The organism is Micromonospora sp. M61 (assembly GCF_018070245.1).
GTDB classification, from domain to species: Bacteria; Actinomycetota; Actinomycetes; order Mycobacteriales; family Micromonosporaceae; genus Micromonospora; species Micromonospora zamorensis.
Window position 1 is genome coordinate 23,494 of sequence record NZ_JAGPYA010000032.1, and the last position, 24,144, is coordinate 47,637.

The 24,144-nt window shown below is 71.9% G+C and carries 25 protein-coding genes; 2 read left to right on the plus strand and 23 right to left on the minus strand.

Translation table 11 applies throughout. The annotated features are described in order from the left end of the window. Positions 1-13: 13 nt before the first annotated feature. From rpoZ to pyrR, 11 genes are all read right to left on the minus strand, one after another. Positions 14-277: a DNA-directed RNA polymerase subunit omega gene (gene rpoZ, locus KBX34_RS19345; RefSeq protein WP_030335666.1), complete on the minus strand. Its 264-nt coding sequence runs from the start codon at positions 275-277 to the stop codon at positions 14-16. Between the two features lie 64 nt (positions 278-341). Beyond that, positions 342-875 (minus strand): guanylate kinase, encoded by a 534-nt coding sequence (locus tag KBX34_RS19350; protein ID WP_210793012.1) that lies wholly within the window; start codon positions 873-875, stop codon positions 342-344. 25 nt (positions 876-900) lie between these two features. Beyond that, a complete protein-coding gene (mihF, locus tag KBX34_RS19355) occupies positions 901-1,218 on the minus strand; it encodes an integration host factor, actinobacterial type (RefSeq protein WP_124821254.1) in 318 nt (105 codons plus the stop codon). Positions 1,219-1,396: 178 nt separating this feature from the next. Then, positions 1,397-2,233, minus strand: coding sequence for an orotidine-5'-phosphate decarboxylase (pyrF, locus tag KBX34_RS19360; RefSeq protein ID WP_210926149.1), 837 nt, complete (start codon positions 2,231-2,233; stop codon positions 1,397-1,399). Positions 2,234-2,301: 68 nt separating this feature from the next. Beyond that, positions 2,302-3,576 (minus strand): adenosylmethionine--8-amino-7-oxononanoate transaminase, encoded by a 1,275-nt coding sequence (locus KBX34_RS19365; RefSeq protein ID WP_210926151.1) that lies wholly within the window; start codon positions 3,574-3,576, stop codon positions 2,302-2,304. Positions 3,577-3,904: 328 nt separating this feature from the next. Continuing rightward, complete coding sequence (locus KBX34_RS19370) at positions 3,905-4,951, minus strand: quinone-dependent dihydroorotate dehydrogenase (RefSeq protein ID WP_185755264.1); 1,047 nt, start codon at positions 4,949-4,951, stop codon at positions 3,905-3,907. Continuing rightward, the gene (gene carB, locus KBX34_RS19375) at positions 4,948-8,295 is read right to left on the minus strand and encodes a carbamoyl-phosphate synthase large subunit (RefSeq protein ID WP_088947458.1); all 3,348 of its coding nucleotides are present in this window, start codon (positions 8,293-8,295) and stop codon (positions 4,948-4,950) included. The genes KBX34_RS19370 and carB overlap by 4 nt, the downstream gene beginning before the upstream one ends. Then, the gene (gene carA, locus KBX34_RS19380; RefSeq protein ID WP_210926152.1) at positions 8,288-9,451 is read right to left on the minus strand and encodes a glutamine-hydrolyzing carbamoyl-phosphate synthase small subunit; all 1,164 of its coding nucleotides are present in this window, start codon (positions 9,449-9,451) and stop codon (positions 8,288-8,290) included. The genes carB and carA overlap by 8 nt, the downstream gene beginning before the upstream one ends. Then, positions 9,451-10,728: a dihydroorotase gene (locus tag KBX34_RS19385; RefSeq protein WP_210926154.1), complete on the minus strand. Its 1,278-nt coding sequence runs from the start codon at positions 10,726-10,728 to the stop codon at positions 9,451-9,453. The genes carA and KBX34_RS19385 overlap by 1 nt, the downstream gene beginning before the upstream one ends. Next, entirely contained in the window at positions 10,725-11,651 is a 927-nt protein-coding gene (locus KBX34_RS19390) for an aspartate carbamoyltransferase catalytic subunit (RefSeq protein WP_088947455.1), read from the minus strand. The genes KBX34_RS19385 and KBX34_RS19390 overlap by 4 nt, the downstream gene beginning before the upstream one ends. Further along, on the minus strand, positions 11,648-12,232 hold the full coding sequence (gene pyrR / locus KBX34_RS19395) for a bifunctional pyr operon transcriptional regulator/uracil phosphoribosyltransferase PyrR (protein ID WP_088947454.1): 585 nt from the start codon (positions 12,230-12,232) through the stop codon (positions 11,648-11,650). Before pyrR ends, KBX34_RS19390 begins: the two co-directional genes overlap by 4 nt. Before the next feature lie 289 nt (positions 12,233-12,521). Here pyrR and KBX34_RS19400 point away from each other — a divergent pair, with 289 nt between their 5' ends. After that, the gene (locus KBX34_RS19400) at positions 12,522-13,010 is read left to right on the plus strand and encodes a transcriptional regulator (RefSeq protein WP_007458348.1); all 489 of its coding nucleotides are present in this window, start codon (positions 12,522-12,524) and stop codon (positions 13,008-13,010) included. A 92-nt stretch (positions 13,011-13,102) separates the two neighbouring features. On the opposite strand, the gene nusB is transcribed toward KBX34_RS19400, so the two are convergent. From nusB to KBX34_RS19425, 5 genes are all read right to left on the minus strand, one after another. Next, entirely contained in the window at positions 13,103-13,513 is a 411-nt protein-coding gene (nusB, locus tag KBX34_RS19405) for a transcription antitermination factor NusB (RefSeq protein WP_172862180.1), read from the minus strand. 23 nt (positions 13,514-13,536) lie between these two features. After that, positions 13,537-14,094 carry an elongation factor P gene (gene efp, locus KBX34_RS19410; protein WP_007458344.1) on the minus strand — a complete coding sequence of 186 codons (558 nt, stop codon included), beginning with the start codon at positions 14,092-14,094 and terminating at the stop codon, positions 13,537-13,539. A gap of 435 nt (positions 14,095-14,529) precedes the next feature. Continuing rightward, positions 14,530-14,961, minus strand: a complete 432-nt coding sequence (aroQ, locus tag KBX34_RS19415) for a type II 3-dehydroquinate dehydratase (RefSeq protein WP_210793019.1) — start codon at positions 14,959-14,961, stop codon at positions 14,530-14,532. After that, entirely contained in the window at positions 14,958-16,037 is a 1,080-nt protein-coding gene (gene aroB / locus KBX34_RS19420) for a 3-dehydroquinate synthase (protein ID WP_210926155.1), read from the minus strand. Before aroB ends, aroQ begins: the two co-directional genes overlap by 4 nt. Positions 16,038-16,047: 10 nt before the next feature. Beyond that, positions 16,048-17,046, minus strand: coding sequence for a YafY family protein (locus tag KBX34_RS19425; RefSeq protein WP_210926156.1), 999 nt, complete (start codon positions 17,044-17,046; stop codon positions 16,048-16,050). 79 nt (positions 17,047-17,125) lie between these two features. On the opposite strand from KBX34_RS19425, the gene KBX34_RS19430 reads away from it, so the two are divergent. Further along, positions 17,126-17,854, plus strand: a complete 729-nt coding sequence (locus tag KBX34_RS19430; protein WP_210926157.1) for an alpha/beta fold hydrolase — start codon at positions 17,126-17,128, stop codon at positions 17,852-17,854. A 58-nt stretch (positions 17,855-17,912) separates the two neighbouring features. Here the strand turns inward: KBX34_RS19430 and KBX34_RS19435 are convergent, their stop codons facing one another. The 7 genes from KBX34_RS19435 to KBX34_RS19465 form a co-directional block, all read right to left on the minus strand. Further along, positions 17,913-18,416 (minus strand): shikimate kinase, encoded by a 504-nt coding sequence (locus KBX34_RS19435; protein WP_099852257.1) that lies wholly within the window; start codon positions 18,414-18,416, stop codon positions 17,913-17,915. Continuing rightward, positions 18,416-19,594 carry a chorismate synthase gene (gene aroC, locus KBX34_RS19440; protein ID WP_099852256.1) on the minus strand — a complete coding sequence of 393 codons (1,179 nt, stop codon included), beginning with the start codon at positions 19,592-19,594 and terminating at the stop codon, positions 18,416-18,418. The genes KBX34_RS19435 and aroC overlap by 1 nt, the downstream gene beginning before the upstream one ends. 103 nt (positions 19,595-19,697) lie before the next feature. Continuing rightward, positions 19,698-20,621, minus strand: a complete 924-nt coding sequence (locus KBX34_RS19445; protein ID WP_210926158.1) for a glycosyltransferase family 2 protein — start codon at positions 20,619-20,621, stop codon at positions 19,698-19,700. Further along, complete coding sequence (locus tag KBX34_RS19450; protein ID WP_210926159.1) at positions 20,618-21,292, minus strand: glycosyltransferase; 675 nt, start codon at positions 21,290-21,292, stop codon at positions 20,618-20,620. The genes KBX34_RS19445 and KBX34_RS19450 overlap by 4 nt, the downstream gene beginning before the upstream one ends. Further along, on the minus strand, positions 21,289-21,768 hold the full coding sequence (locus tag KBX34_RS19455) for a UDP-N-acetylglucosamine--LPS N-acetylglucosamine transferase (RefSeq protein ID WP_088947445.1): 480 nt from the start codon (positions 21,766-21,768) through the stop codon (positions 21,289-21,291). Before KBX34_RS19455 ends, KBX34_RS19450 begins: the two co-directional genes overlap by 4 nt. Positions 21,769-21,982: 214 nt before the next feature. Next, positions 21,983-23,245, minus strand: a complete 1,263-nt coding sequence (locus KBX34_RS19460) for a hypothetical protein (RefSeq protein ID WP_210926160.1) — start codon at positions 23,243-23,245, stop codon at positions 21,983-21,985. Continuing rightward, positions 23,242-24,144 (minus strand): sulfotransferase domain-containing protein, encoded by a 903-nt coding sequence (locus KBX34_RS19465; protein ID WP_210926191.1) that lies wholly within the window; start codon positions 24,142-24,144, stop codon positions 23,242-23,244. The genes KBX34_RS19460 and KBX34_RS19465 overlap by 4 nt, the downstream gene beginning before the upstream one ends.

Genomic DNA, 24,144 nt, shown 5'->3' on the forward strand with positions numbered 1-24,144 from the left:
GGCCGGCGAGTGCTTACGGCTGGTCGGTCGGCTCGGCGGTGAGCAGGCCCGAGTTGATCTCGCGCATGGCGATGGAGAGGGGCTTCTCCTGCGGGGTGGTCTCGACGAGCGGGCCGACGTACTCCAGCAGACCCTCACCGAGCTGGCTGTAGTAGGCGTTGACCTGGCGCGCGCGCTTGGCGGCGAAGATGACCAGCGCGTACTTCGACGTCGTCTTCTCGAGGAGCTCGTCGATCGGCGGGTTGGTGATGCCTTCGGGGTTGGCGATGGATCCCACGAATTAACCTCTGCGTCTTTCGAGCCGCGCGGACGCGGTGCTGAGTCTCAACAGCGGCCGACCGTCAGCCGCGCACTCGCGACCAGGTCGGATCCGGATAAGAAGAACCGAGTAAGCCTACCAGCTCGTCGGCCACCCGCTCGGTGAGGTCGTGGGTCAGCGTGTGCTCGAAGGCGGCCGCCACCACGGCGTCGGGGTGATACCCGGGTGGGCTCAGCAGCACCAGCCGCGAATCGGGCAGGCGCGCGCGCACCAGCGGGGCGCCAGGCAGGTCGAGCGAAAGAAGCACCGGCTGCCCGGCGTCGAGCCGGGCGCGCAGCGGTTGGTACGGGGTGCCCCGGCGGTACGAGCCGATCCGGGACCACTCCAGCAGCTCGCCGTCGACGAGTCGGCGATCGAACTCGGCGGGGGCGAGGAAGACGCGATCAACGCCGTCGATTTCCGACTCCCGGCGCGGCCGTGTGGTCGCCGGCACCGGCAACCACACGGACGGAGAACGCGCCCGGACGAGCTCGACGACACTCTCCCTGCCGGAACCCGAAGGTCCAGCCAGGACAGTGAGCCGAGCCGCCGGGCGCGCCTCGTCATCCGTGCTCACTGCTTGTTTCTACACGCTGCCAGGTTCAGTTGGCGGCGAACTCTCCAAGCAGTGCCTTGCGCTGCTGCTCGCCGAGGCCACGCAGGCGACGGCTGTCGGCGATCTTGAGCTTCTCCATGATCTGGGTCGCCCGGATCTTGCCGATACCCGGCATGGCCTGCAGGACGGCCGAAACCTTGAGCTTGCCGACGACGTCGTCGCCCTCGGCGCGCTCGAGGACAGCACCGAGGGTGGTCTTGCCCTGCTTGAGCTGCTCCTTCAGCTGAGCACGGGCCTTGCGGATCTCCGCGGCCTTCTCGAGCGCGGCAGCGCGTTGTTCGGGGGTCAGTGACGGGAGCGGCACCAGTTCTCCTCAGGTCCCTATCGCGGCGGGCGGGGCGCACCGCCGCATCTGTGAAACGTGGTGTCGCTGTGAACCAAGGGGTCCATGGTTCCCAGCGCGGGGAAAACTAGCGGTCAACGGAGCTTTCGGCAACGTGGGGGGCCCATGATCAACGCACAGTGACCGACCCGTCAGTCAGTCACCGGGCAGGCAATACGGCCCGACAGTCGGCCAGAACCCGGTCCGCGGCGGCCCGCAGGGCAGCGACGTCGGGGCCCGCCGAGAGCACCTCCCGGGAGTACGACGGGAGCACCGAGCCCAGGCTCGAACCGAAGACGGCACGCAGATCGGCTGCCCCGGCACCCTGCGCGCCGAGGCCCGGGGCGAGCAGTGGACCCCCCACGCCGGATAGGTCGTGACCGGTGTCGCCGATGGTCGCCCCGACCACCAGACCGAAGCTCCCGAGTGGTGTCGCACCCCTGTTGAGCTGGGAAATCTCGTCGATGACGGTCTGCGCGACGGTGCGGCCGTCGGCCGTACGGGCCCGCTGCACGGCCGCGCCCTCGGGGTTGGAGGTGAGGGCGAGCACGAACACCCCGCCGCCGTGCTGGGCGGCCAGCTCGAACATCGGCGCCAGCGAACCGACCCCGAGGTAGGGGCTCGCGGTGACCGCGTCGACATACAGGGGGCTGGATGGATCAAGGTACGCGGAGGCGTACGCGCTCACCGTCGAGCCGATGTCGCCGCGCTTGACGTCAAGGAGAACGAGCGAGCCGGCCTCCCGTAACTGTCGGATAGTTGACTCAAGAATCGCCACGCCGTGGGACCCGAATCGCTCGAAAAAGGCCGACTGGGGCTTGACCACCGCAACCCGGTCACCGAGGGCTTCCACGACGGTTTGGGTGAAGCGGTCAAGACCCTGAAGGTCGTCGGCGAGACCCCAACGGGCCAGCAGACCGGGATGCGGGTCGATGCCCACACAGAGCGGCCCCCGCTCGTCGACCGCCCGGTGCAGCCGGCTTCCGAAGCTCTCCATCCGGTACTCCCTCTCTCCTCCTGCCGGGCGGCGGACCGCCTCCCGGGTACCCGTCGATCACGACCGGTTCAGCCGGCCGCCACCGCCGCCGCGACGCCAGCCGCGATCCGAGCCAGGTCGACGTCATCGGTGACGTACGGCGGCATCGTGTAGACCAGGTCGCGGAACGGGCGCAACCACACCCCCTGCTCGACCGCGGCCCTGGTGGCCGCGCCGAGGTCGACCTCGTGATCGAGCTGCACCACCCCGATCGCGCCGAGCACCCGCACGTCGGCGACGCCCGGCGTGCCGCGCAGGGGCTCCAGACCGGCACGCAGACCGGCGCCGACCCTGGCGACCTGCCCCGCCCAGTCCCCGGCCCGCAGCAGCCCGATGGAGGCGTTGGCCACCGCGCAGGCCAACGGGTTGCCCATGAACGTGGGCCCGTGCGCCAGCACGCCAGCGGCGGAGATGCCACGGGCGACCTCAGGGGTGCAGAGCGTCGCCGCGAGCGTCAGGTAGCCCCCGGTGAGTGCCTTGCCCACGCACAGCACGTCCGGGGTCACCTCGGCGTGCTCGGCCGCGAACATCGCACCGGTACGGCCGAACCCGGTGGCGATCTCGTCGAAGATCAGCAGCACCCCGTGGGCGCGGGTCACCTCGCGCAGCACCCGCAGGTAACCCGGGTGGTGGAAACGCATCCCGCCGGCGCCCTGGACGACAGGTTCGACGATCACCGCGGCCAGCTCGTCGGCGTACCGCTCGACGGTCTCCACCAACGCCGCCACGTACGCGTCGTCGGGCGGGTCGTCGAAGCCGCCCGGCGGAACCGGCGCGAACACCTGCCGGGGCAGCACGTCGCCCCAGAGGTGGTGCATGCCGCCCTCCGGGTCGCAGACGCTCATCGGGTGGAACGTGTCGCCGTGGTAGCCGCCCCGCCAGGTCGCCAGCCGGCGTCGCTGCGGCTGCCCGACGGCCCGCTGGTACTGCAGGCACATCTTCACCGCCACCTCCACGCTGACGGAGCCGGAGTCGGCCAGGAACACGTGCTCCAGGCCCTCCGGGGTCAGCTCGACCAGGGTCCGGGCGAGCTGCACGGCGGGCTCGTGGGTGAGCCCGCCGAACATCACGTGACTCATCCGGCCGAGCTGGTCGGTCACCGCCGCGTCCAGCACCGGGTGCCGGTACCCGTGGATCGCCGCCCACCAGGACGACATCCCGTCCACCAGCTCCCGCCCGTCGGCCAGCCGCAGCCGTACCCCCTCGGCGCTCCGCACCACGTAGGGCGGGTTCGTCGGCGGCAGCGCGGCGTACGGGTGCCAGACGTGCGCCCGGTCGGCGGCCAGGATCTCCTCGGGTGTCACGCGTACTCCTTCGTGCCTCAGGCGGCCCGGACGGCGGACGTCCTGCGGCCGGGTCGAACCTCGCCGTCGCCGCCTCCCGCGCCGCCGCCGCTCCCATGTCCGCTGCCTTTGCTCTGCACCCACGGACGCGTCACCCGGGGACGCGACACCCACGGACGCGACACCCGTGGACGCCTCACCCGGTGACGCGACACCCGGTGGCCGGGTGTCGCGCTCCGGGTGGTGCATCCACGGGTGCAGAGCAAAGGGGCAACAGCGGGGGTGGGCTCCTCGGCGCGCAGCGGGCTCGGCGCCCGGTTGCGCCGGGCCAGCACCGGACCGGGGGCGGTCACCGACCGGCGACCGGTTCCGGTGCCACGGTTGCGGCCGTCGCGCGGGCGGCGGCGCGCACCAGGGCCGGGCCCCGGTAGATGAAGCCCGTGTAGAGCTGCACCAGGGACGCGCCGGCGTCGAACATCCGTGCCGCGTCGTCCGGGTCGAGCACCCCGCCGACGCCGACGATCGGTAGCCGGCCACCGGTTTCGGAGTGCACGAAGGCGACGACGTCGCGGGCCCGCGTGGTCAGGGGCCGACCGGACAGACCACCCGCCTGGGCGCCGCGCTCGGCGTCCACAGTGGCCAGACCGGTACGGGCCAGGGTGGTGTTGGTGGCGATCACCCCGGCGGCGCCCCGGGCCAGGCACACCTCCAACAGCTCGGCGATCGCCGCCTCGGTCAGGTCCGGCGCGATCTTGACCAGCACCGGCTTCTCCCCCACCAGGGCGCCGAGCAGCGCGTCCAGGTGGGCGCGGTCCTGCAACGAGCGCAGCCCCGGCGTGTTCGGTGAGGACACGTTCACGGCGAAGTAGTCGCCGTGCCCGCGCAGCGCCCGGTACGAGGCGAGGTAGTCCTCGACCGCCTCGTCGAGCGGGGTCACCTTGGACTTGCCCAGCGAGATGCCCAACGGCACCCCGAGCGGGCGCGGCAGCGCCGCCAGCCGGGTGGCCAGCGCGGCGGCCCCGGCGTTGTTGAAGCCCATCCGGTTGACCACGGCCTCACTGGCCGGCAGGCGGAACAGCCGCGGCCGTGGGTTGCCCGGCTGGGCGTGCGCGGTGACAGTGCCGACCTCGACGAAACCGAAGCCGAGCGCCGGCCAGGCCGGCAGCGCCGCGCCGTCCTTGTCCATGCCGGCGGCCAGCCCGACCGGGTTGGGGAACCGCACGCCGAAAACGGTGCGCGGCGCGTTGACCGCGTACCGGGCCCGCAGCGCGGCGAGGGCCACCGGACGCCGCGACAGCGCGCTCAACCGCCGCAGTGTCCACTCGTGCGCCACCTCGGCGTCCCCACCGCCGAGCCGGAACAACTGGGGGCGTACCACCCGCTCGAACAGGGTCACTGGGCCGCCCGCAGGGTGGCGTGAAGGTCCTGCAGGGGGCGTACCTGCATGTCGCCGCGGATCCGCGCCTCGATGCCCATCACGGCCGCGGCGGCGCCGGGAACCGTGGTGATGCAGGGGATGTCGGCGGTGACGGCCGCGCTGCGGATCTCGTAGCCGTCCGAGCGGGCACTGGCACCCGAGCCCTGCGGCGTGTTGATCACCAGCGCCACGTGGCCGCCACCGATCAGCGACACCGCGTCGTCGCCCTCACCGGCCTGGTAGTGCTTACGGATCTGCTCGCAGGCGATGCCGTGCCGGCGCAGCACCTCGGCCGTGCCGGCCGTCGCGACGATCTCGAAGCCCAGATCGGCCAGCCGCTTGATCGGGAAGATCATGCCGCGCTTGTCCCGGTTGGCCACCGACACGAAGATCTTCCCCGCGGTCGGCAGCGAGCCGTACGCCGCCGACTGGCTCTTGGCGAACGCGTGCCCGAAGTTGGTGTCGATGCCCATCACCTCGCCGGTCGACTTCATCTCCGGCCCGAGCAGCGAGTCGATTCCCTTGCCGGCGCGCGTCCGGAAACGCTTGAACGGCAGCACCGCCTCCTTGACCGCGATCGGCGCGTCGGCGGGCATCGTGCCCCCGTCCCCGGTCGCCGGCAGCAGGCCCTCGGCGCGCAACTCGGCGATGCTCGCGCCGAGCGCGATCCGGGCCGCCGCCTTGGCCAGCGGCACCGCCGTCGCCTTGGAGACGAACGGAACGGTCCGCGACGCCCGCGGGTTGGCCTCCAGGACGTAGAGCACGTCGTCCTTGAGCGCGTACTGCACGTTGAGCAGGCCGCGGACGCCGACACCACGCGCGATGGCCTCGGTGTAGCGGCGCACCTCGGCCAGGTGCGAGCCGGCGAGGGTGATCGGCGGCAACGCGCAGGACGAGTCGCCGGAGTGGATGCCGGCCTCCTCGATGTGCTCCATCACGCCGCCGATGTAGACCTCGCCGTCCGCGTCGCAGAGCGCGTCCACGTCGATCTCGATGGCGTCGTCGAGGAACCGGTCCACCAGCACCGGGTGATCCGGAGAGATGTCGGTGGCGCGTCCGATGTAGTCGCGCAGCGTCGGGTCGTCGTAGACGATCTCCATGCCCCGACCGCCCAGCACGTACGACGGCCGGACCAGCACCGGGTAACCGATCTCGTCGGCGATCGTCTTGGCCTCGTCATAGGACGTGGCCATGCCGTGCGCCGGCGCGCGCAGCCCGGCCCGGGCCAGCACCGTGCCGAACGCGCCGCGCTCCTCGGCCAGGTGGATCGACTCCGGGGAGGTGCCGACGATCGGCACGCCGGCGTTCTTGAGCCGCTGCGCCAGGCCCAGCGGCGTCTGCCCGCCGAGCTGTACGACCACCCCGACCACGCCCGGCCCGCCGGCCGCCCGGCCGGACGAGTCCTCCGCGTGCCAGACCTCCAGGACGTCCTCGAAGGTCAGCGGCTCGAAGTAGAGCCGGTCGGCGGTGTCGTAGTCGGTCGACACCGTCTCCGGGTTGCAGTTGACCATGACCGTCTCGTAGCCGGCCGCCCGCAGCGCCTGCACCGCGTGCACGCAGGAGTAGTCGAACTCGATGCCCTGCCCGATCCGGTTCGGGCCGGAGCCCAGGATCAGCACCTTCGGCCGGTCCGACGGCACGACCTCGGTCTCCAGGTCGTACGTCGAGTAGTGGTACGGCGTGGTGGCCTCGAACTCGGCCGCGCAGGTGTCCACCGTCTTGTAGACCGGACGCACGTCGAGGCGATGCCGCAGGGTCCGTACGCCGTCCTCGGCGGCCAGCTCCGGGCGCAGCGCGGCGAGCTGCCGGTCGGACAGCCCGGCCCGCTTCGCCACCCGCAACAGGTCGGCGTCGAGCACCGGCGCGTCCACGATCTCCGTACGCAGCTCGATCAGGGCGGCGATCTGGTCGAGGAACCACGGGTCGATCCCGCCGGAGGCCTCGGCGACCTCGGCGATCGACGCGCCGAGGCGCAGCGCCCGCTCGACGGTGTACAGCCGGCCGTCGTGCGGGATCCGCAACGCGGCGAGAGTGTCCGCGAGCGTGACGTCGGCCGGGTCCGGCACGGTCCAGAAACCGGCGGCCTTGGTCTCCATCGAGCGCATCGCCTTGTTCAGCGCCTCGGTGAAGTTGCGCCCGAGGCTCATCGCCTCACCCACCGACTTCATCGTGGTGGTCAGCTCCGGGTCCGCACCGGGGAACTTCTCGAACGCGAACCGGGGGATCTTCACCACCACGTAGTCCAGGGTCGGCTCGAACGCCGCCGGGGTCTTCAGGGTGATGTCGTTGGGGATCTCGTCGAGGGTGTAGCCGATGGCCAGCTTCGCGGCGATCTTCGCGATCGGGAAGCCGGTCGCCTTGGAGGCCAGCGCCGAGGAGCGCGACACCCGGGGGTTCATCTCGATCACGACGATCCGGCCGTCGACCGGGTTGACCGCAAACTGGATGTTGCAGCCGCCGGTGTCCACCCCGACCTCGCGCAGCACGGCGATGCCCAGGTCACGCAGGCGCTGGTACTCCCGGTCGGTGAGCGTCATGGCCGGGGCCACTGTGACGCTGTCGCCGGTGTGCACGCCCATCGGGTCGATGTTCTCGATCGAGCAGACCACCACGACGTTGTCCCGCCGGTCGCGCATCAGCTCAAGCTCGTACTCCTTCCAACCGAGCACGCTCTCCTCGATGAGCACCTCATGCACCGGGCTGGCGGACAGGCCGTCGCCGGCGATGCGGGCCAGGTCCTCCGGGGTGTGCGCCATGCCGGAGCCCAGGCCACCCATGGTGAACGACGGCCGGATCACCACCGGCAGACCCAGCTCGGCGACGGTCGCCTCGACCTCGTCCATCGAGTGGCAGACCCGGGAGCGGGGCACCAGCCCGGTCGGGTCGTCGACGCCCAGGCGGACCCCGGCCTTCGCCACGATCTCCTTGAACAGCTGCCGGTCCTCGCCCCGGTTGATGGCGTCGATGTTCGCGCCGATCAACTCCACGCCGTACTTCTCCAGGACGCCGCCCTCGTGCAGCGCGACGGCCGTGTTCAGCGCGGTCTGCCCGCCGAGGGTCGCCAGGATCGCGTCGGGGCGCTCCTTGGCGATGACCAGCTCCACGAACTCCGGGGTGATCGGCTCGACGTAGGTGGCGTCGGCGAACTCCGGGTCCGTCATGATCGTCGCCGGGTTGGAGTTGACCAGGCTGACCCGGATCCCCTCACTGCGCAGCACCCGGCACGCCTGGGTGCCGGAGTAGTCGAACTCGCAGGCCTGCCCGATGACGATCGGCCCGGAGCCGATCACGAGGATGTGCTTGAGATCGGTCCGCTTAGGCATTGCTGCGCCCCCTGCTGTGGTTCCGACCCTCGATCAAGTCGGCGAATCGGTCGAAGAGGTAGTCCGCGTCGTGCGGGCCGGCCGCCGCCTCCGGGTGGTACTGCACCGTGAACGCGGGCACGTCCACGGCCCGCAGCCCCTCGACCACGTTGTCATTGAGGCAGACGTGCGACACCTGGACGCCGCCGAAGTCGGTGTCGATCACCTGGTCGGGGACCACCGCGCCAGCACCCGCGCCCGGCACCTTGACCGCGAAGCCATGGTTGTGGCTGGTCACCTCGACCTTGCCGGTGACCCGGTCGAGCACCGGCTGGTTGATCCCCCGGTGGCCGTAGCCCAGCTTGTAGGTGCCGAAGCCGAGCGCCCGGCCGAGGATCTGGCTGCCGAAGCAGATGCCGAACAGCGGCACCTCCCGCCGCAGCGCCTCCCGGGCCAGCGCCACCGGGGCGTCGGCGGTGGCCGGGTCGCCCGGACCGGGCGACAGGAAGATCGCGTCGGCGCCGGTGGCGAGCAGGTCGTCGATGCTCGACGAGGCCGGCAGCACGTGGGTGGTCACCCCACGGGTGGCGAGCCGGCGCGGCACGTTGCGCTTGATGCCCAGGTCGAGGGCCGCCACGGTGAACCGGTGCTCGCCGATAGCCTCGACGACGTACGGCTGGGCGGTGGTCACCTCGGCGGACAGGTCCGCGCCGACCATCTGCGGTGCCTGGCGGACGCGGGTCAGGAGGCTCTGCGGGTCGTTGTCGACGCTGGAGATGCCCACCCGCATGGCGCCACGCTCGCGCAGGTGCCGGGTCAGCGCCCGGGTGTCCACCCCGCTGATGCCCACCACACCCTCGGTGGCGAGCCGGTCCTCCAGGCCGCCGGTGGCGCGCCAGTTCGAGCCGATCCGGGCCGGGTCGCGTACGACGTAACCGGCCACCCAGATCCGGCCGGACTCGTCGTCCTCGCCGTTGACTCCGGTGTTGCCGATGTGCGGTGCGGTCTGCACCACCACCTGCCGGTGGTACGACGGGTCGGTGAGTGTCTCCTGGTAGCCGGTCATGCCGGTGTTGAAGACCGCCTCGCCGAAGGTCTCCCCGACGCTGCCGTACGCCTCACCGGGGAACGTGCGCCCGTCCTCCAGGACCAGGGTTGCGGGTCTGCGCTTGACCATTACTTGACAGCCTTTCCGTCCAGGACCGTCGGCTCGCCACGCAGGAAGGTCGCCACGATGCGACCCGGCAGCGTCATGCGGGCGTACGGGGTGTTGCGACTGCGACTGGCCAGCTCCGCCGGCTCGATGGTGCGGTGGGCGGCCGGGTCGATCAGGGTCAGGTTGGCCGGCACGCCGGGTGCCGGGTCGATGCCGTGCCCGGTCAGCCCCGCGATCCGGGCTGGGGAGCGCGACATCCGCTCGGCGATCAGGTCCCACTCGGGACCGAGCACGTCGAGCGCGATGGACAGGGCGGTCTCCAGGCCGAGCATCCCCGGCCGGGCGTACGCCCACTCGCACTCCTTGTCCTCCACGGCGTGCGGGGCGTGGTCGGTGGCGATCACGTCGATCACACCGTCGGCGAGCGCGGCGCGCAGCGCGGCGATGTCCGCGGCCGTCCGCAGCGGCGGGTTGACCTTGAAGACCGGGTCGTAGCTCTCCGCACGCTGGTCGGTGAGCAGCAGGTGGTGCGGGGTGACCTCGGCGGTGACGCGTACGCCGCGTGCCTTTGCCTGGCGCAGCACCTCGACGCTGCCGGCGGTGGAGACGTGGCAGACGTGCAGTCGGCTGCCGACGTGTTCGGTGAGCAGCACGTCGCGGGCGATGATCGCCTCCTCGGCGACCGCCGGCCAGCCGATCAGCCCGAGCCGGGTGGAGACCTCACCCTCGTGCATCTGGGCGCCCTCGGTGAGCCGGGGCTCCTCGGCGTGCTGGGCGATGATCCCGTCGAACGCCTTGACGTACTCCAGGGCCCGGCGCATCAGCAACGGGTCGGCGACGCAGTGCCCGTCGTCGGAGAAGATCCGCACCCGGGCCGCGGAGTCGGCCATCGCGCCCAGCTCGGCCAGCCGCTCGCCGGCGAGCCCGACGGTGACCGCGCCGATCGGCTGCACGTCGACCAGCCCGGCCTCGCGGCCCAGCCGCCAGACCTGCTCGACCACGCCGGCGGTGTCCGCGACCGGGGAGGTGTTGGCCATCGCGCAGACCGCCGTGTAGCCCCCCATCGCCGCCGCGCGGGACCCGGACTCGACGGTCTCGGCGTCCTCCCGGCCGGGCTCGCGCAGGTGGGTGTGCAGGTCGACGAGGCCGGGCAGGGCGACCAGCCCGGTGCCGTCGATGACGGTGGCGTCCGGCGCGGACAGGCCGGCGCCGACCTCGGCCACCACGCCGTCGCGGATCAGCAGATCGGTCGGCGGGCCGCCGACGACGCTCACGCTGGTGATCAGGTACGCGCTCACCGGTTGTTCCCTCCGAGCAGCAGGTAAAGGACAGCCATCCGCACGGAGACCCCGTTGGTGACCTGTTCGACGATGGTGGAGCGGGGTGAGTCGGCGACCTCGGGGGTGATCTCCATCCCCCGGTTCATCGGGCCGGGGTGCATGACGATCGCGTGCTCCGGCAGCCGGCGCATCCGCGGGCCGTCCAGCCCGTAGCGGCGGGCGTACTCGCGCGCGGAGGGGAAGTAGGAGTCGTTCATCCGTTCCCGCTGCACCCGCAGCATCATCACCACGTCGACATTCGGCAGCACCGAGTCCAGGTCGTAGGAGACGTCGGTGGCCGGCGCCAACGCTCCGGCGATGTCGACCGGGATGAGGGTGGGCGGGCCGACCAGGGTGACCTTGGCGCCGAGGGTGGAGAGCAGCAGCACGTTGGAGCGGGCGACCCGGGAGTGCAGGACGTCCCCGACGACCGCGACCGACAGGCCGGCCAACCGGCCCAGCCGGGACCGCATGGTGTATGCGTCCAGCAGTGCCTGGGTGGGGTGCTCGTGGGTGCCGTCGCCGGCGTTGACGACCGACCCGTCGACCCAGTTGGCCAGTCGGTGCGGCGCGCCGGAGGCCGGGTGCCGGACGACCACGGCGTCGGCGCCCATGGCCTGCAGGGTCAGCGCGGTGTCCTTCAGGCTCTCACCCTTGGTGACGCTGGACCCCTTCGCGGAAAAGTTGATCACGTCGGCGCTGAGCCGCTTCGCCGCCGCCTCGAAGGAGATCCGGGTGCGGGTGGAGTCCTCGTAGAAGAGGTTCACCACGGTCCGGCCGCGCAGCGCGGGCAGTTTCTTGATCTCCCGGCCGGCGACGGTGGCCATCTCGGCGGCGGTGTCCAGGATCTCGGTGGCGGTCGCGGCGTCCAGGTCGGCGCCGGAGAGCAGATGCTTGATCATGAGGTGGGTCCCCCGTAGAGCTTGACCTCGTCCGTCCCGTCGGTCTCGGCGAGCGTCACCTTCACGCTCTCGGCGAGCGAGGTCGGGATGTTCTTGCCGACGTAGTCGGCGCGGATCGGCAGCTCCCGGTGGCCGCGATCGACCAGGACGGCGAGCTGCACGGACGCTGGTCGGCCCACGTCGTTGAGCGCGTCGAGCGCGGCCCGGACGGTACGGCCGGAGAACAACACGTCGTCGACGAGGATGACCCGCTTGCCGTCGATACCGCCGGGCGGCAGCTCGGTCGGGCCGATCGCGCGGGTGGCGTGCCGGCGCAGGTCGTCGCGGTAGAGGGTGATGTCGAGCACACCGACCGGAACGGCGACGTCCTCGAAGGTGCTGATCCGGTCGGCGAGCCGCCGAGCGAGGGGGGTTCCTCTGGTGGGAATCCCAAGAAGCACCGTGTTGGCGGCGCCCTGGGTCTTCTCCAGGATCTGGTGGGCGATGCGGTCGACCACGCGTTGCACGTCGGCGCTGGCGAGGATCACCTTCACCGAGGGTTGTCGCGGTGGTGACGAGCGGGCAGCCGGTGGGTATGCCACGGCGGACCTCCTTCCCCGCCTCACTGGACGGGTCGTTAAAGGATGTCGGGCACCTCCGGCCGGACCGCAGAGCACTCCTGAGCCGGGGCTTCACGCCACGTTACCAGTGGTCACCGGGCCGATGGACGGCGGCCACTGACCACCGGATCAGGACCATGAAAAGGGGATAACTTCCCAGACGCTCCCCAACGGTAGGGTCACGACCACTTGACCACGTGTCCCATTCCCCGTACCGTCACGCTCCGTAGCGATCGACGGGAGAACCCCGAGCAGCACTGGGAGTGTCCGAATGCCCTCTGAATACGCCAAGTCTCTGGGCGCCCGCCTGCGCTCCATCCGCCAGCAGCAGGGTCTTTCCCTGCAGGGTGTGGAGGAGAAGTCGAACGGGCGGTGGAAGGCCGTGGTGGTCGGCTCGTACGAGCGTGGCGACCGGGCCGTGACGGTGTCCCGTCTGGCCGAGCTGGCCGAGTTCTACCGTGTCCCCGTCTCGGAGCTGCTGCCTGACGGCAGTGGTGTCCGTCACGAGCCCACCAGCAAGATCGTCCTGGACCTGGAGCGGCTCTACGACGAGGCCTCCGAGGACCTGGCCTACGTCGCGCGCTACGCCCGCGCCATCCAGCAGCAGCGCGGCGACTACAACGGCCGGGTGCTCTCCATCCGAGCCGACGACCTGCGGGCACTCGCGATCGTGTACGACGCCTCACCGTCGGGCCTGATCGAGCGGCTCACCGAGCACGGTGTGCTGGTGGCCGACCCCCGGGCGTTCTTCGCCTCCTGAGCTGTCGCTTCACCTGATCTGCGGCTCCACCGAAAGGGCCCGTGCCGGATGGCACGGGCCCTTTCGCGTTGCGGCGTTCGTCGGTCCGACGCTCAGCGGGTGGCGTACTCGGCGATCCGGCCGAGCACCCCGTTGAGAAAGCGCGGCGAATCGTCGGTGGACATCTGGCGGGCCAGCTCAACGGCCTCGCTGATCGCCACCGCGTCGTCGATCTCGTCGACGTAGAGCAGCTCGTAGACGGCGATCCGGGCCAGATTCCGGTCGACGACCGGCATCCGCTCCAGCGTCCATCCCTCGGCGTAACTGGCGATGAGCTCGTCGATCCGGTCAAGGTGCTCGGCGACACCCTCGACCAGGCCCACCGCGTAGCCCAGGTGCTCCGGTCGGGGCTGCTCGATCCGCTGCACGTAGCCGGCGAGCACCTCCACCGGAGGCTTGTCTCGTAGGTCGGACTCGTAGAGGACATCCAGCGCCCGCTTGCGCGCCTTGCGGCGCGCCGGCATCTGCTGCTTGGAACCCTCAGCCATCAGGCGCGGCCGAGGTAACGGCCGTCGCGGGTGTCGACCTTGATCTTCTCACCGGTGGTGATGAACAGCGGAACCGGCACTGTGGCACCGGTCTCCACGGTCGCCGGCTTGGTGCCACCGGTCGAACGGTCGCCCTGCAGGCCCGGCTCGGTGTAGGTGACCTCCAGCACGACACTGGTGGGCAGCTCGATGTAGAGCGGCACCCCCTCGTGCTGGGCGACGGTCGCCTCCGCCTCGGGCAGCAGGTAGTTGGCTGCCTCACCGACGGTGCCACCGGGCACGGTGATCTGGTCGAAGGTCTCCAGATCCATGAAGACGAAGTCTTCGCCGTCGGCGTAGAGATATTGCATCGTGCGCTTGTCAACGGTCGCGGTTTCGACCTTGGTGCCCGCGTTGAAGGTCTTGTCGACCACCTTCCCGGACAGCACGTTCTTCAGCGTGGTGCGCACGAAGGCACCACCCTTACCGGGCTTGACGTGCTGGAACTCGACGACGGCCCAGAGCTCGCCGTCCAGGTTGAGAACCAGGCCGTTTTTGAGGTCGTTGGTGGAGGCCATTTCCTGCCTTGATCATCAATTGGCGGACAGACCTTACGAGTCTACTAGCTGCGCCGAGACTCGCTGACCGCCCTACTTCGGCGCGGGCCACCCCTTGGGCATCGACACCCACGGAGATAACGCATAGTGACTTTCCAAAGAAGGCGCCCCTCCCCTGGTCGACCCCCTTTGCTTTGCATGCCTATATGCGACAGTCACGCACCGTACCGGCAGGCTGTCGCCCCTACGGCAACGCAGCTCACATATTCGCAGCTCACCGCCCTGTCGCATCCGCAGGTGCAGAGCAAAGGGAGCGAGCAGGCAGGTGCCCTAGCGCCGGGCGGGGGACGCGGAGTGACGCTCGCCGACGAGAGTTGGCGATCACAATCGGTGATTTGCCACAGACCGGCGAGAAAGACGGTGAAAGGTCGGGTGCGGCGGGCGGGAAGCCGCCGGTCAGGCGGCTCGGGTGGCCAGGTGGTGCAGTGCGAGACGATAACCGTCGATACCGAGACCGCAGATCACCCCGGTCGCCACCGCGGACACCACCGAATGGTGCCGGAACCCCTCACGGGCGTGGATGTTGGACAGGTGCACCTCCACCAACGGCCCCCGCAGCATCGCGCACGCGTCGCGCACCGCGTACGAGTAGTGCGACCAGGCGGCCGGGTTGAGCACCACCGCGGCAGCCAGGTCGGCGGCGGCGTGCAGCCAGCCGAGCAGTTCGTGCTCGGCGTCGGTCTGCCGGACCGTCACGTCCAACCCCAGTTGCTCACCGGTGCGCTCGCAGAGCGCCACCAGGTCGGCGTAGGTGGTCGCGCCGTACACCTCGGGCTCGCGGGTGCCCAACCGGCCCAGGTTCGGCCCGTTCAGGACGTAGACCTTCACGGCGTTGCCACCTCCCGGTAGGCGGCCTCCAGCAGCGCGTCGTCCGGGCCCTCCAGCATCGCCGGGCGGGCCAGCCCGTCCAGCACCACGAAGCGCAGCCGACTGCCCCGGGCCTTCTTGTCGACCCGCATCGCGGCCAGCAGCTGCGGCCAGGCGTCGGCCGGGTAGCTAACCGGCAGACCGAGCGCGGTCAGGGTGACCCGGTGCCGGTCGGCGGTCGGGGCGTCGAGCCGGCCGGCGAGCCGGGCCAGCGCGGCGGCGTATACCAGACCGACGGCGACGGCGTGACCGTGCCGCCAGCGGTAGCCCTCGTTCTGCTCGATCGCGTGGGCGAGGGTGTGACCGTAGTTGAGCACCTCCCGCACGCCCGACTCGCGCAGGTCACCGGCGACCACGTCGGCCTTGACCCGGATCGCCCGCTCGATCAGCTCCCGCGTCACCGGGCCGCGTGCGTCGGTGGCCGCCTCCGGGTCGCGCTCGACGAGGTCCAGGATCGCCGGGTCGGCGATGAACCCGCACTTGACCACCTCGGCGAGCCCGGCGGCCAGGTCGACAGCGGGCAGACTGTCCAGGGTGGCCAGGTCGGCCAGCACACCGACCGGCGGGTGGAACGCGCCCACCAGGTTCTTGCCGGCGGCCGTGTTGATGCCCGTCTTGCCGCCGACGGCGGCGTCGACCATGCCCAGCAGCGAGGTCGCCACCGGAACCCAGCGCACCCCGCGCAACCAGCAGGCCGCGACGAACCCGGCCAGGTCGGTCACCGCGCCGCCGCCCACCCCGACGACAGCGTCGGTACGGGTGAAGCCGGCGGCCCCGAGCCGGTCCCAGCAGCCGGCGGCCACGTCGATCTGCTTGCCCGACTCGGCGTCGGGCACCTCGATCGGCAGCGGCTCGATGCCGGCGGCGCGCAGCCGCTCGCCGAGCGCGTCCGCCAGGGCCTTGAGCGGGGGCGCGTGCAGCACCGCCGCACGGCTCGCGCCGGGCAGCAGGCCGGGCAGCGCGCCCAGCAGGTCACGCCCCACCAACACGTCGTACGGCCGCTCGCCGCCGACCGGAATCCGGGTCACCTCGTCCATCGCCGGCAGCCTAGTCGAGCGGACGACGTGGTGCGGGCGGCTGCCCACCTGCTGGCCGGGCCGCCCAATCGGCGAGCAGTCGGGCGTGCTCGGCCACCTCGGCGCGCAGCGCGTCCGGGTGTCGCACCGTGAACGGGCAGCCCAGGCCGGCGAGCAGCGCGGCCATACCCGGCAGGCTCTCCGCGCGGGCCCGCAGCAGCACCCCGTCGGTGGCGGCGGTCAGCTCGGCCACGCTGGGCGGGATGCGGCGACGGGCGGTGACCAGGTCGGTCTCCAGCAGCACCTCGACCTCGTGTGTGTACGGCACACCGGCCAGTGACCGGGTCACCCGCGCCACCGGGTCGAAGCCCTCCGGGACGGTGAACGTCGCCCCGCCCGGCGTCACGGTGCCGATGCGGTCCAACCGGAACGTGCGGACCTCGCCGCGCCGGTGGTCGTGGCCGGTGACGTACCACCGGCCGGAGTGGAAGACCAGACCGTACGGGTCGAGCTCCCGGTGCGACTGCTCACCGCGCCAGGAGCGGTAGTCCAGTGCCACCCGCTGCCGGTGCCGGGCGGCCGAGGCCAGGGCGAGCAGGGTGCCCGACGCCGGCCGCAGCTCCGGTTCGGGGCGTCGCAGGGTGAAACCGAGGTGCTCCTGCACGGCCGCGAGTCGGTCGGCGAGGGCCGCCGGCAGCACCCGGCGGATCTTCGCGAGTGCCGTGGCCGTGGCGGGCTGCTCGGTGGCCAGCCCGACCCGCTCGGCGACGACCAGGCCGAGCAGCACCGCCACCGCCTCGTCGTCGGTGAGCATCAGCGGTGGCAGCTTGTAGCCCGGGTGCAGCCGGTAGCCGCCGTGGCGGCCCCGGTCGGCGGTGACCGGGATGCCCAACTCGACCAGGGTGGCCGCGTACCGGCGCACGGTCCGCTCGTCGACGCCGAGCCGTGCGGCCAACTCGGTGGCGGTCGCGCGGTGCCGGGCCTGGAGCAACTCCAGCAGAGCCAGCACCCGACCGGCGGGATGTGACACGGGCCACTCCTCCAAACCGGGCGGATCCTGTCCGGATTCGATCGTACGGTCTGTCGGTAACCGAGAGAAGGAGCGACAGATGGCGACGTTCGTACTGGTGCCGGGCTTCTGGTTGGGGGCCTGGGCGTGGCGGGAGGTGACCGCGACCCTGCGCGCGCAGGGTCACGACGTGCACCCGATGACGCTGACCGGGTTGGCCGAGCGCGACCACCTGGCCGGGCCGGAGGTGAGTCTGGAGACGCACACCCGCGACATCGTCCGGCTGATCGAGGTCGAGGATCTGCGCGACGTGCTGCTGGTCGGGCACTCCGGCGGCGGCATGCCGGTCGCCCAGGCGGCGGACCGCATCCCGGACCGCATCGCCCGGGTGGTCTACGTGGAGAGTGGTCCGCTGCCCGACGGCACCGCGCAGTTCGACACAGTGCCCCCGGAGGAGCAGCAGCACCTGCGGGCCGCGATCGGCGACGGGCACCTGCTGCCGCCGCCGGCCTGGGATCCGGCCGCCGACCCGACCAACCTGGCCGGCCTGGACGAGCCGACGCTGGCCCTGCTCCGCGCCCGGGCCACCCCGCAGCCGCTACGGGCCGCCACCGACCCGGTGCGGCGCACCGGCGGGCGTCCGGTGCCGACCGCACTGGTCGCCTGCACGTTTCCGCTGGCGGTGGTGGAGCAGATGATCAGCGAGGGGCACCCGTACTTCACCGGGTTGGCCGGTGGCAAGCTGTTCGCGCTGCCCACCGGGCACTGGCCGATGCTCAGCGAGCCGAAGGCCCTGGCCGACGTGCTCGACGCCGCGGCCCGAGGCTGAGCGCTGCCTCGGGAAGGGCACCCGTCGCCCGGCCGGTAGCTCACCGGCCGGGCCGACGTCAGCGGGGCAGCAGGGCGGTGATCTCGTCGACGATCGCCGCCGGGGCCCGCCCGTCGGTGGTCACCGTCGCGGTGGCGACCTCGGCGTAGAGCGGCCGGCGCTGGTCCATCAGGTGCTTGAGCGTGGCCCGCGGATTGAGCGCCAACAGCGGCCGGCCGGTGCCGAGCCCGACCCGCTTCACCGCGTCGGGCAACTCGACCGAGAGGTGCACCACCCGGTGCCCCACCAGGGCGGCCCGGGTCTCCTCGGCCAGCACCGCGCCGCCGCCGAGGGCGAGCACGCCCGTGCCGGCAGCCAGCGCCGCGGCCACCGCGGCCCGCTCCAGGGTACGGAAGTGCGCCTCACCCTCGTCGATGAAGATCTCCGGGATCGGCTTACCGGCCATCTGCTCGATGTCGGTGTCGGTGTCGCGGAACTCCACCCCGAGGGCGTCGGCGAGCGCCCGCCCGACGGTGGTCTTGCCGCAGCCGGGCGCGCCGACCAGCACGACGAGCGGGGCCATCAGCGGATGACCAACGCGTCGAGGTATCCGGCCAGGTTGCGGCGGATCTCGGCGATCGAGTCGCCACCGAACTTCTCGGTGGCCGCCTCGGCAAGCACCAGCGCCACCATCGCCTCGGCGACGACCGCCGCGGCGGGCACCGCGCACACGTCGGACCGCTGGTTGATCGCGGTGGCCGGCTCGCCGGTCGTGACGTCCACGGTGGCCAGCGCCCTGTTGAGCGACGAGATCGGCTTCATCGCGGCGCGGACCCGCAGCGGCTCACCGGTGGTGATGCCGCCCTCCAGCCCGCCGGCCCGGTCGGTTACCCGGCGGACGCCGGTGGCCGACGGAATGATCTCGTCGTGCGCCTGCGAGCCACGGGACCGGGCCTGCTGCCAGCCGTCACCGATCTCCACGCCCTTGATCGCCTGGATGGACATCAGCGCGGTGGCCAGTCGGGCGTCGAGCTTGCGGTCCCACTGCACGTGGCTGCCCAACCCCGGTGGCACCCCGTACGCCAGGACCTCGACCACGCCACCGAGGGTGTCGGCGGCCTTCTTCGCGGCATCGACCTCGGCGACCATCAGGGCGCTGGCCTCCGCGTCGAGGCAGCGCAGCGGGTCGGCGTCGATGCGGGCGGCGTCGGACGGAGTGGGGCGCAGACCGGGCTTCGCGGCCACCGGACCCAGCTCGACGACGTGCGAGACGATCTCGATGCCGAGCGCCTGACGGATCAGGGCCTTCGCGACCGCGCCGACGGCGACCCGGGCGGCGGTCTCCCGGGCGCTGGCGCGTTCCAGGATCGGCCGGGCGTCGGTGTGGCCGTACTTCTGCATGCCGGCCAGGTCGGCGTGGCCCGGCCGGGGGCGGGTCAGCGGGGCGTTGCGGGCCTGCCGGGCCAGCTCGTCGGGGTCGACCGGGTCGGCGGCCATCACGGTCTGCCACTTCGGCCACTCGGAGTTGCCGACCCGGATGGCCACCGGGCTGCCCAGGGTGACGCCGTGCCGCAGGCCGCCGAGCAGCTCGACCTCGTCGCGTTCGAACGACATCCGGGCGCCACGGCCGTAGCCCAGCCGCCGGCGGGCCAGCTCGTCGGCGATCACGGTTGTGGTCACCTCGATGCCGGCCGGCACCCCCTCCATCATCGCGACGAGGGCGGGACCGTGCGATTCACCTGCAGTCAGCCAGCGCAACACGTCGGTCAGTCTGTCACGGCCGGTGGCCGCCCCGCCGTGCTGCCCGGCGCGTCCCGCCCTGCGGACGCCGGCACCCGGTCGGTGAGCGGGTGCCGGCGGCGGCTCAGATCCCCCGACCGCGCTTGTGCAGGGTGCGCAGCACCGCGTCGGCCCGGACCACCCGACCGGCGACGGCGAGGGCCAGGTAGGCGCGCGGCTCGCGCGGATTGCTGCGCAGGGTGCGTCGCGCCCAGCGCAACGCGCCCCGGCGGTCACCGGAGGCGGCCTGCGCGAACGCGATCTGCCCGGCGACGCGGGCCGCACCGGCCGGTTGGGTGGCGAACTCCGGGTAGCGCTCCAGCAACCACTGCAACGCCTCGGAGATGGTGTCCCACCGCTGCGCGAAGTACGAGCGCTTGTGCCAGCGGACCAGCACCGACGGCGTACGCAGGTTGATCAGCGGCGCGCTGCGCGCGGCCCGGAGCAGGAACTCGTAGTCCTCCGCGTAGCTGCCCGGGATCTCCTCGTCGACCAGACCGAAACCGTCGCGCAGCGCGCTGGCGCGGATCAGGAAGGTCGACGGGTGCAGCTCCGTCATCCGGTCGCGCAGCAGGTCGTCCAGGGTGATCCGGTCCTTGTCGAGCACCCGGTCGACGGTGTGCCCGTCGTAGCTGACGCGGATGCCGCAGCAGACGAACTCGGATTCCGGGTGGGCGGCCAGCGCGTCGACCTGGGCGGCCAGCTTGCCGGGCAGCCACTCGTCGTCGTCGTCGCAGAACGCGACCAGCTCACCGCTGGACGCGACGGTCCCGCTGTTGCGCGCACCGGCCAACCCGGGCGTACGGGAGTTGTGGATCACCCGCACCGCGCGGTCCGGGCCGGTCGCCAGCTCGGTCAGCGACTCGTCCGACGCGGACTGGTCGAACACCACCACGGCCTCGATCGGGCCCTGGTATTCCTGGGCCAGGATCGCGCGCACCGCTGCCCGCAGCAGCTCGGGACGGTCCCGGGTGGGCACCACGACGCTGACGCTGGGCTGCTGGGTCATCGGGTCTCCTTCGTGCCCGGACGTGGCCGGGACCGGACCCGCCACCGGGATGGGCGCGGGGTCGAACCGGCAACCAGGTCGTCGACGATCCGCCCGACCCGGGCCACCGCCGCCCGTCGCGCCTCGTGTGCGTCGGGGTCGGCGGCCACCGCGTACCGGGAAGGGTCGGCCAGCCCGGTCGTCAACGCGTCGTGCAGTGCCTCCCGGGTCTCGCAGAGCGCCACCAGGCCGGCCGCGCCGAGGCGGCGGGCGAAGAGGAGCTGGTGGTCGTCGACGTGCTCACCGCGCGTCGGGTCCCGGGGAACCACGATGGGCAGGTGGCCGTGCCGGCGGGCCTCCAGGATGGTCGCCGGGCCGCCGTGGCAGACCACCAGGTCGGCGTGGGCCATCGCCTGCTGCAGCTCGTCGTGGCCGAGGAACGGCACCGCGCCGGGCAGCGACGGCGCGTTCGTGTGCCCGTGCTGCACGGTCAGCCCGACCGGGGCGGTGACCTGCGCGTGCCACTGCGCCAGCCAGTCGACGAGCCGGTCGAAGGGGTGCTTGTCGGTGCCGACCGCCACCAGCAGTTTGAGCTGGGCCGTCGACGCGCTGTCGCGCTGACGCGGCAGGCGGGACGACTCCACTGTCGGCTGCGGCTGCGGACGCCGGGCGGTGCCCGTCTCCCCGGTCACAGCAGCGTCCCGACGACGGTCGCCTCGGGGTACTGCCGGCGCTGCTCGTCCCACTGCACGAGCATCGCGGACAGGAACGGGCGGCAGAGCCGGGCGGTCAGCGTCGGGGTGTCGATCCGGTCGTACACCTCGATGTAGACGGTCGGGATGCGCCGCAGCCGGGCCAGCACCACGAACGGCACCGCCACGCCGGCACCGGTGGTGACCACCGCGGCGACCCGCCGGGCCCGCAGGACCCGCCAGGCCAGCAGCGCGTTGCGCAGCAGGTTCGGCACGTTGCGGGTGGTCGGGTGGTGCGCGGGCACCAGATCCTCACCGTTGAGCAGGGACAGCGCCTCCGGGGTGTCAAAGGTGACCCAGCAGCGCTGCCACTGTTCGTACCAGGGCCGCAGGGCGAGTAGTTGGGCCAGGTGTCCGCCGCTGGATCCGACCAGCAGCAGCACCGGCGCCGTACCGTCATCGTTCTTCGTGTCCACGCGACTCCCCACAAGTTCGCTTGGAATTTCAGTTCACGCCACGCAGAAGCAGATCACACGTTCCCCGGTCCTTGAATAGCGCGACCGGACGAGATGTCGATCTCCACATCGGGCTGTCCGGCGCACCGATCGCCCGAGGACCCATCGACCGTCATCACCACCTGCGATTTTGTCGTCACTCTGCGCCGCATCCTCGACGCCGCGATTCCCCGGATCAGCCGCTATGTCTTTTCTCTATGACGTCCAGCAGTGCGGGATGCAGCGCGGCGTTCCAGCCGGCGCCCGCGTCGGCCAGCCGCCAGGTGCGCAACCACATCTCCACCAGGTACGCGTCCGCGACCAGCCGACGCTGCGCCGCGTCGAGGCCGAGTCGGTCGCCGTGCCGGCCCAGGTGCCCGTCGACGGCCGATGCCGCCGCGTCGGCCGACTCTCCCCGCAGCACCAGCGCCCGTTGGAACGCGTCGTGCGCCAGGTCGAACCCGACCGGCACGTCCGGACCGCTGTGCTCCCAGTCCCAGGCGACCAACTGGCCGGCATGCCAGCCCAGGTTCCATGGCACCCAGTCACCATGCCAGTGGCCGAACTCGACACGGGTGTCGCCATGCCGGCGGCCCAGCGCGGAAACCGCGGCTACCGCCCGCGCACCGGCCGGCTCGGCAGCGGCGGCCCGGTCGGCCAGCCCGGCCAACCGGGTCAGGAAGGTGGAGCCGGCCAGTGGTCGGGGCGTACCCGCCGGGCCGCCGCGTCGGGCGACCGCGAGCAGCGCCGCGATCCGTGGCGGGTCGTCGACCGGCACACCGCGTACGCCTGGTGGCAGCGGCTCGATCACCGCGACCACCTGACCCGCCCACGCCGTCTCGGTGAGCAGCCCCGGCGGCGTCGGGTGATCCGGCACGCCGGTCACCGCGCGCAACGCCCGCAGCGCCGCCGCCTCCGCGGTGACCAGCGCGCGCGTCGCGTCGTTCCAACCGATCTTCGCGTACCCGCGCGGACGACCATCGGCGGTGAAGAGTTGCAGGGTCGGCTTGGCGTTCGGGTCGGGTGGCCGCACCCCGCAGGCGGCCAGCAGCGGCGCGCCGCCCAGATCCGCGGCGAGCCGCTCGGTCAGCAGCAGCTCGGCCGCCGACGCTCCGGCGGGCACCGAGACGGTCAGCGTCGGAAAGGGCGCGAGGCCCACCTGACCGAACCGGGCCAGGCCGCCCAGCACCGCCCGTAGTGCGCGCACCTTCGGTGGCCGGAGGGCGTTGTACGCCAGCAGCGACGCCGCTCCGGCCCGGGATGAGCCCAGCGGCACCAGGAACCTCGCCCGGGCGACCGACGGCACGACCGCGTACCGGGCCACCGCCTGGTGACCGGCCGGCAGGGCACCGCCCACGGTCAGGCCGACCCGGTCGTCCGGGAAGACCGCGCGGCTCACCCAGCCCAGACCGTCCACCCGCGAGCGCGGGTCCGTGGTCGGGCCCACCCTCGTCGTCACGCTGGACGGTCCGACCAGTCGAGGTCCAGCCCGAGCCGCTGACGCAACGCGTCGTTGTACGGCCGGTAGTAGTCGGTCAGCTCCGCGCGCACCGCCGGCTCCAACGGCGACGAGCGCCGGTCGTTGTAGACCTTGAAGTTGGGCAGGTCGTACGCCGGCAGCCCGAGGAAGTCGAGCGTGCGCCGATAGGTCGCGCGGGAGTCGCGGTAGAGGTCCTCGCTGGGCAGGAAGAGGATCTGCTGCCTGTCGAAGCGTTCCAACCACGGCTCCAGGTGTTCCAGGTAGCGCCCCCGGGCCCGGTACGTGTACCAGTCGTACGCCTCGCTGAACGACTCCGGCTCGGCGATCAGCCGCTCCCGCTCCCCCGCCGTGCGCTCCGGCTCGGCGGCCAGCGCGTCGGGGAAGTCCAACGGCTCGATGCCGTGGGTGCGGCGTTCCTTCCAGTGCGAGTACGCCCGCTCCACCGGGTCCCGCAGCAGGACGATCAGCCTCACCGTCGGCATCAGCGCGGCGACCCGCTGCGCGGCGAGGGGGTGGAACATGTACAGCGGGGCTGCCTCACCGACCCGGACCGGCCCGCCGTGCCGCTTGGCCAGCGCGTCCCGCTGCCGCTCGGTCGGGAAGTGCGAGCGGTACCAGGACTCGCCGCGAGCCCAGTGCTCCTCGAAGTAGTGCGCCGACTTGGTGTTCCACGCGGGAAAGAGGCGCGGCACCAGTGGGTGCTGGATGAGGTAGTTCCACAGGGAGGTGGTGCCACCCCGCTTGGTGCCGATGATCAGGAAGTCCGGCAGCGGCCGGCGATCACTGGTGCGTACCCCGTAGTCGACCAGCGACTCCTTCACCCGGGTGGTCACCTGGGTCGGGACCAACTGCTTGACCCGGTCACGGATGGACGCCAC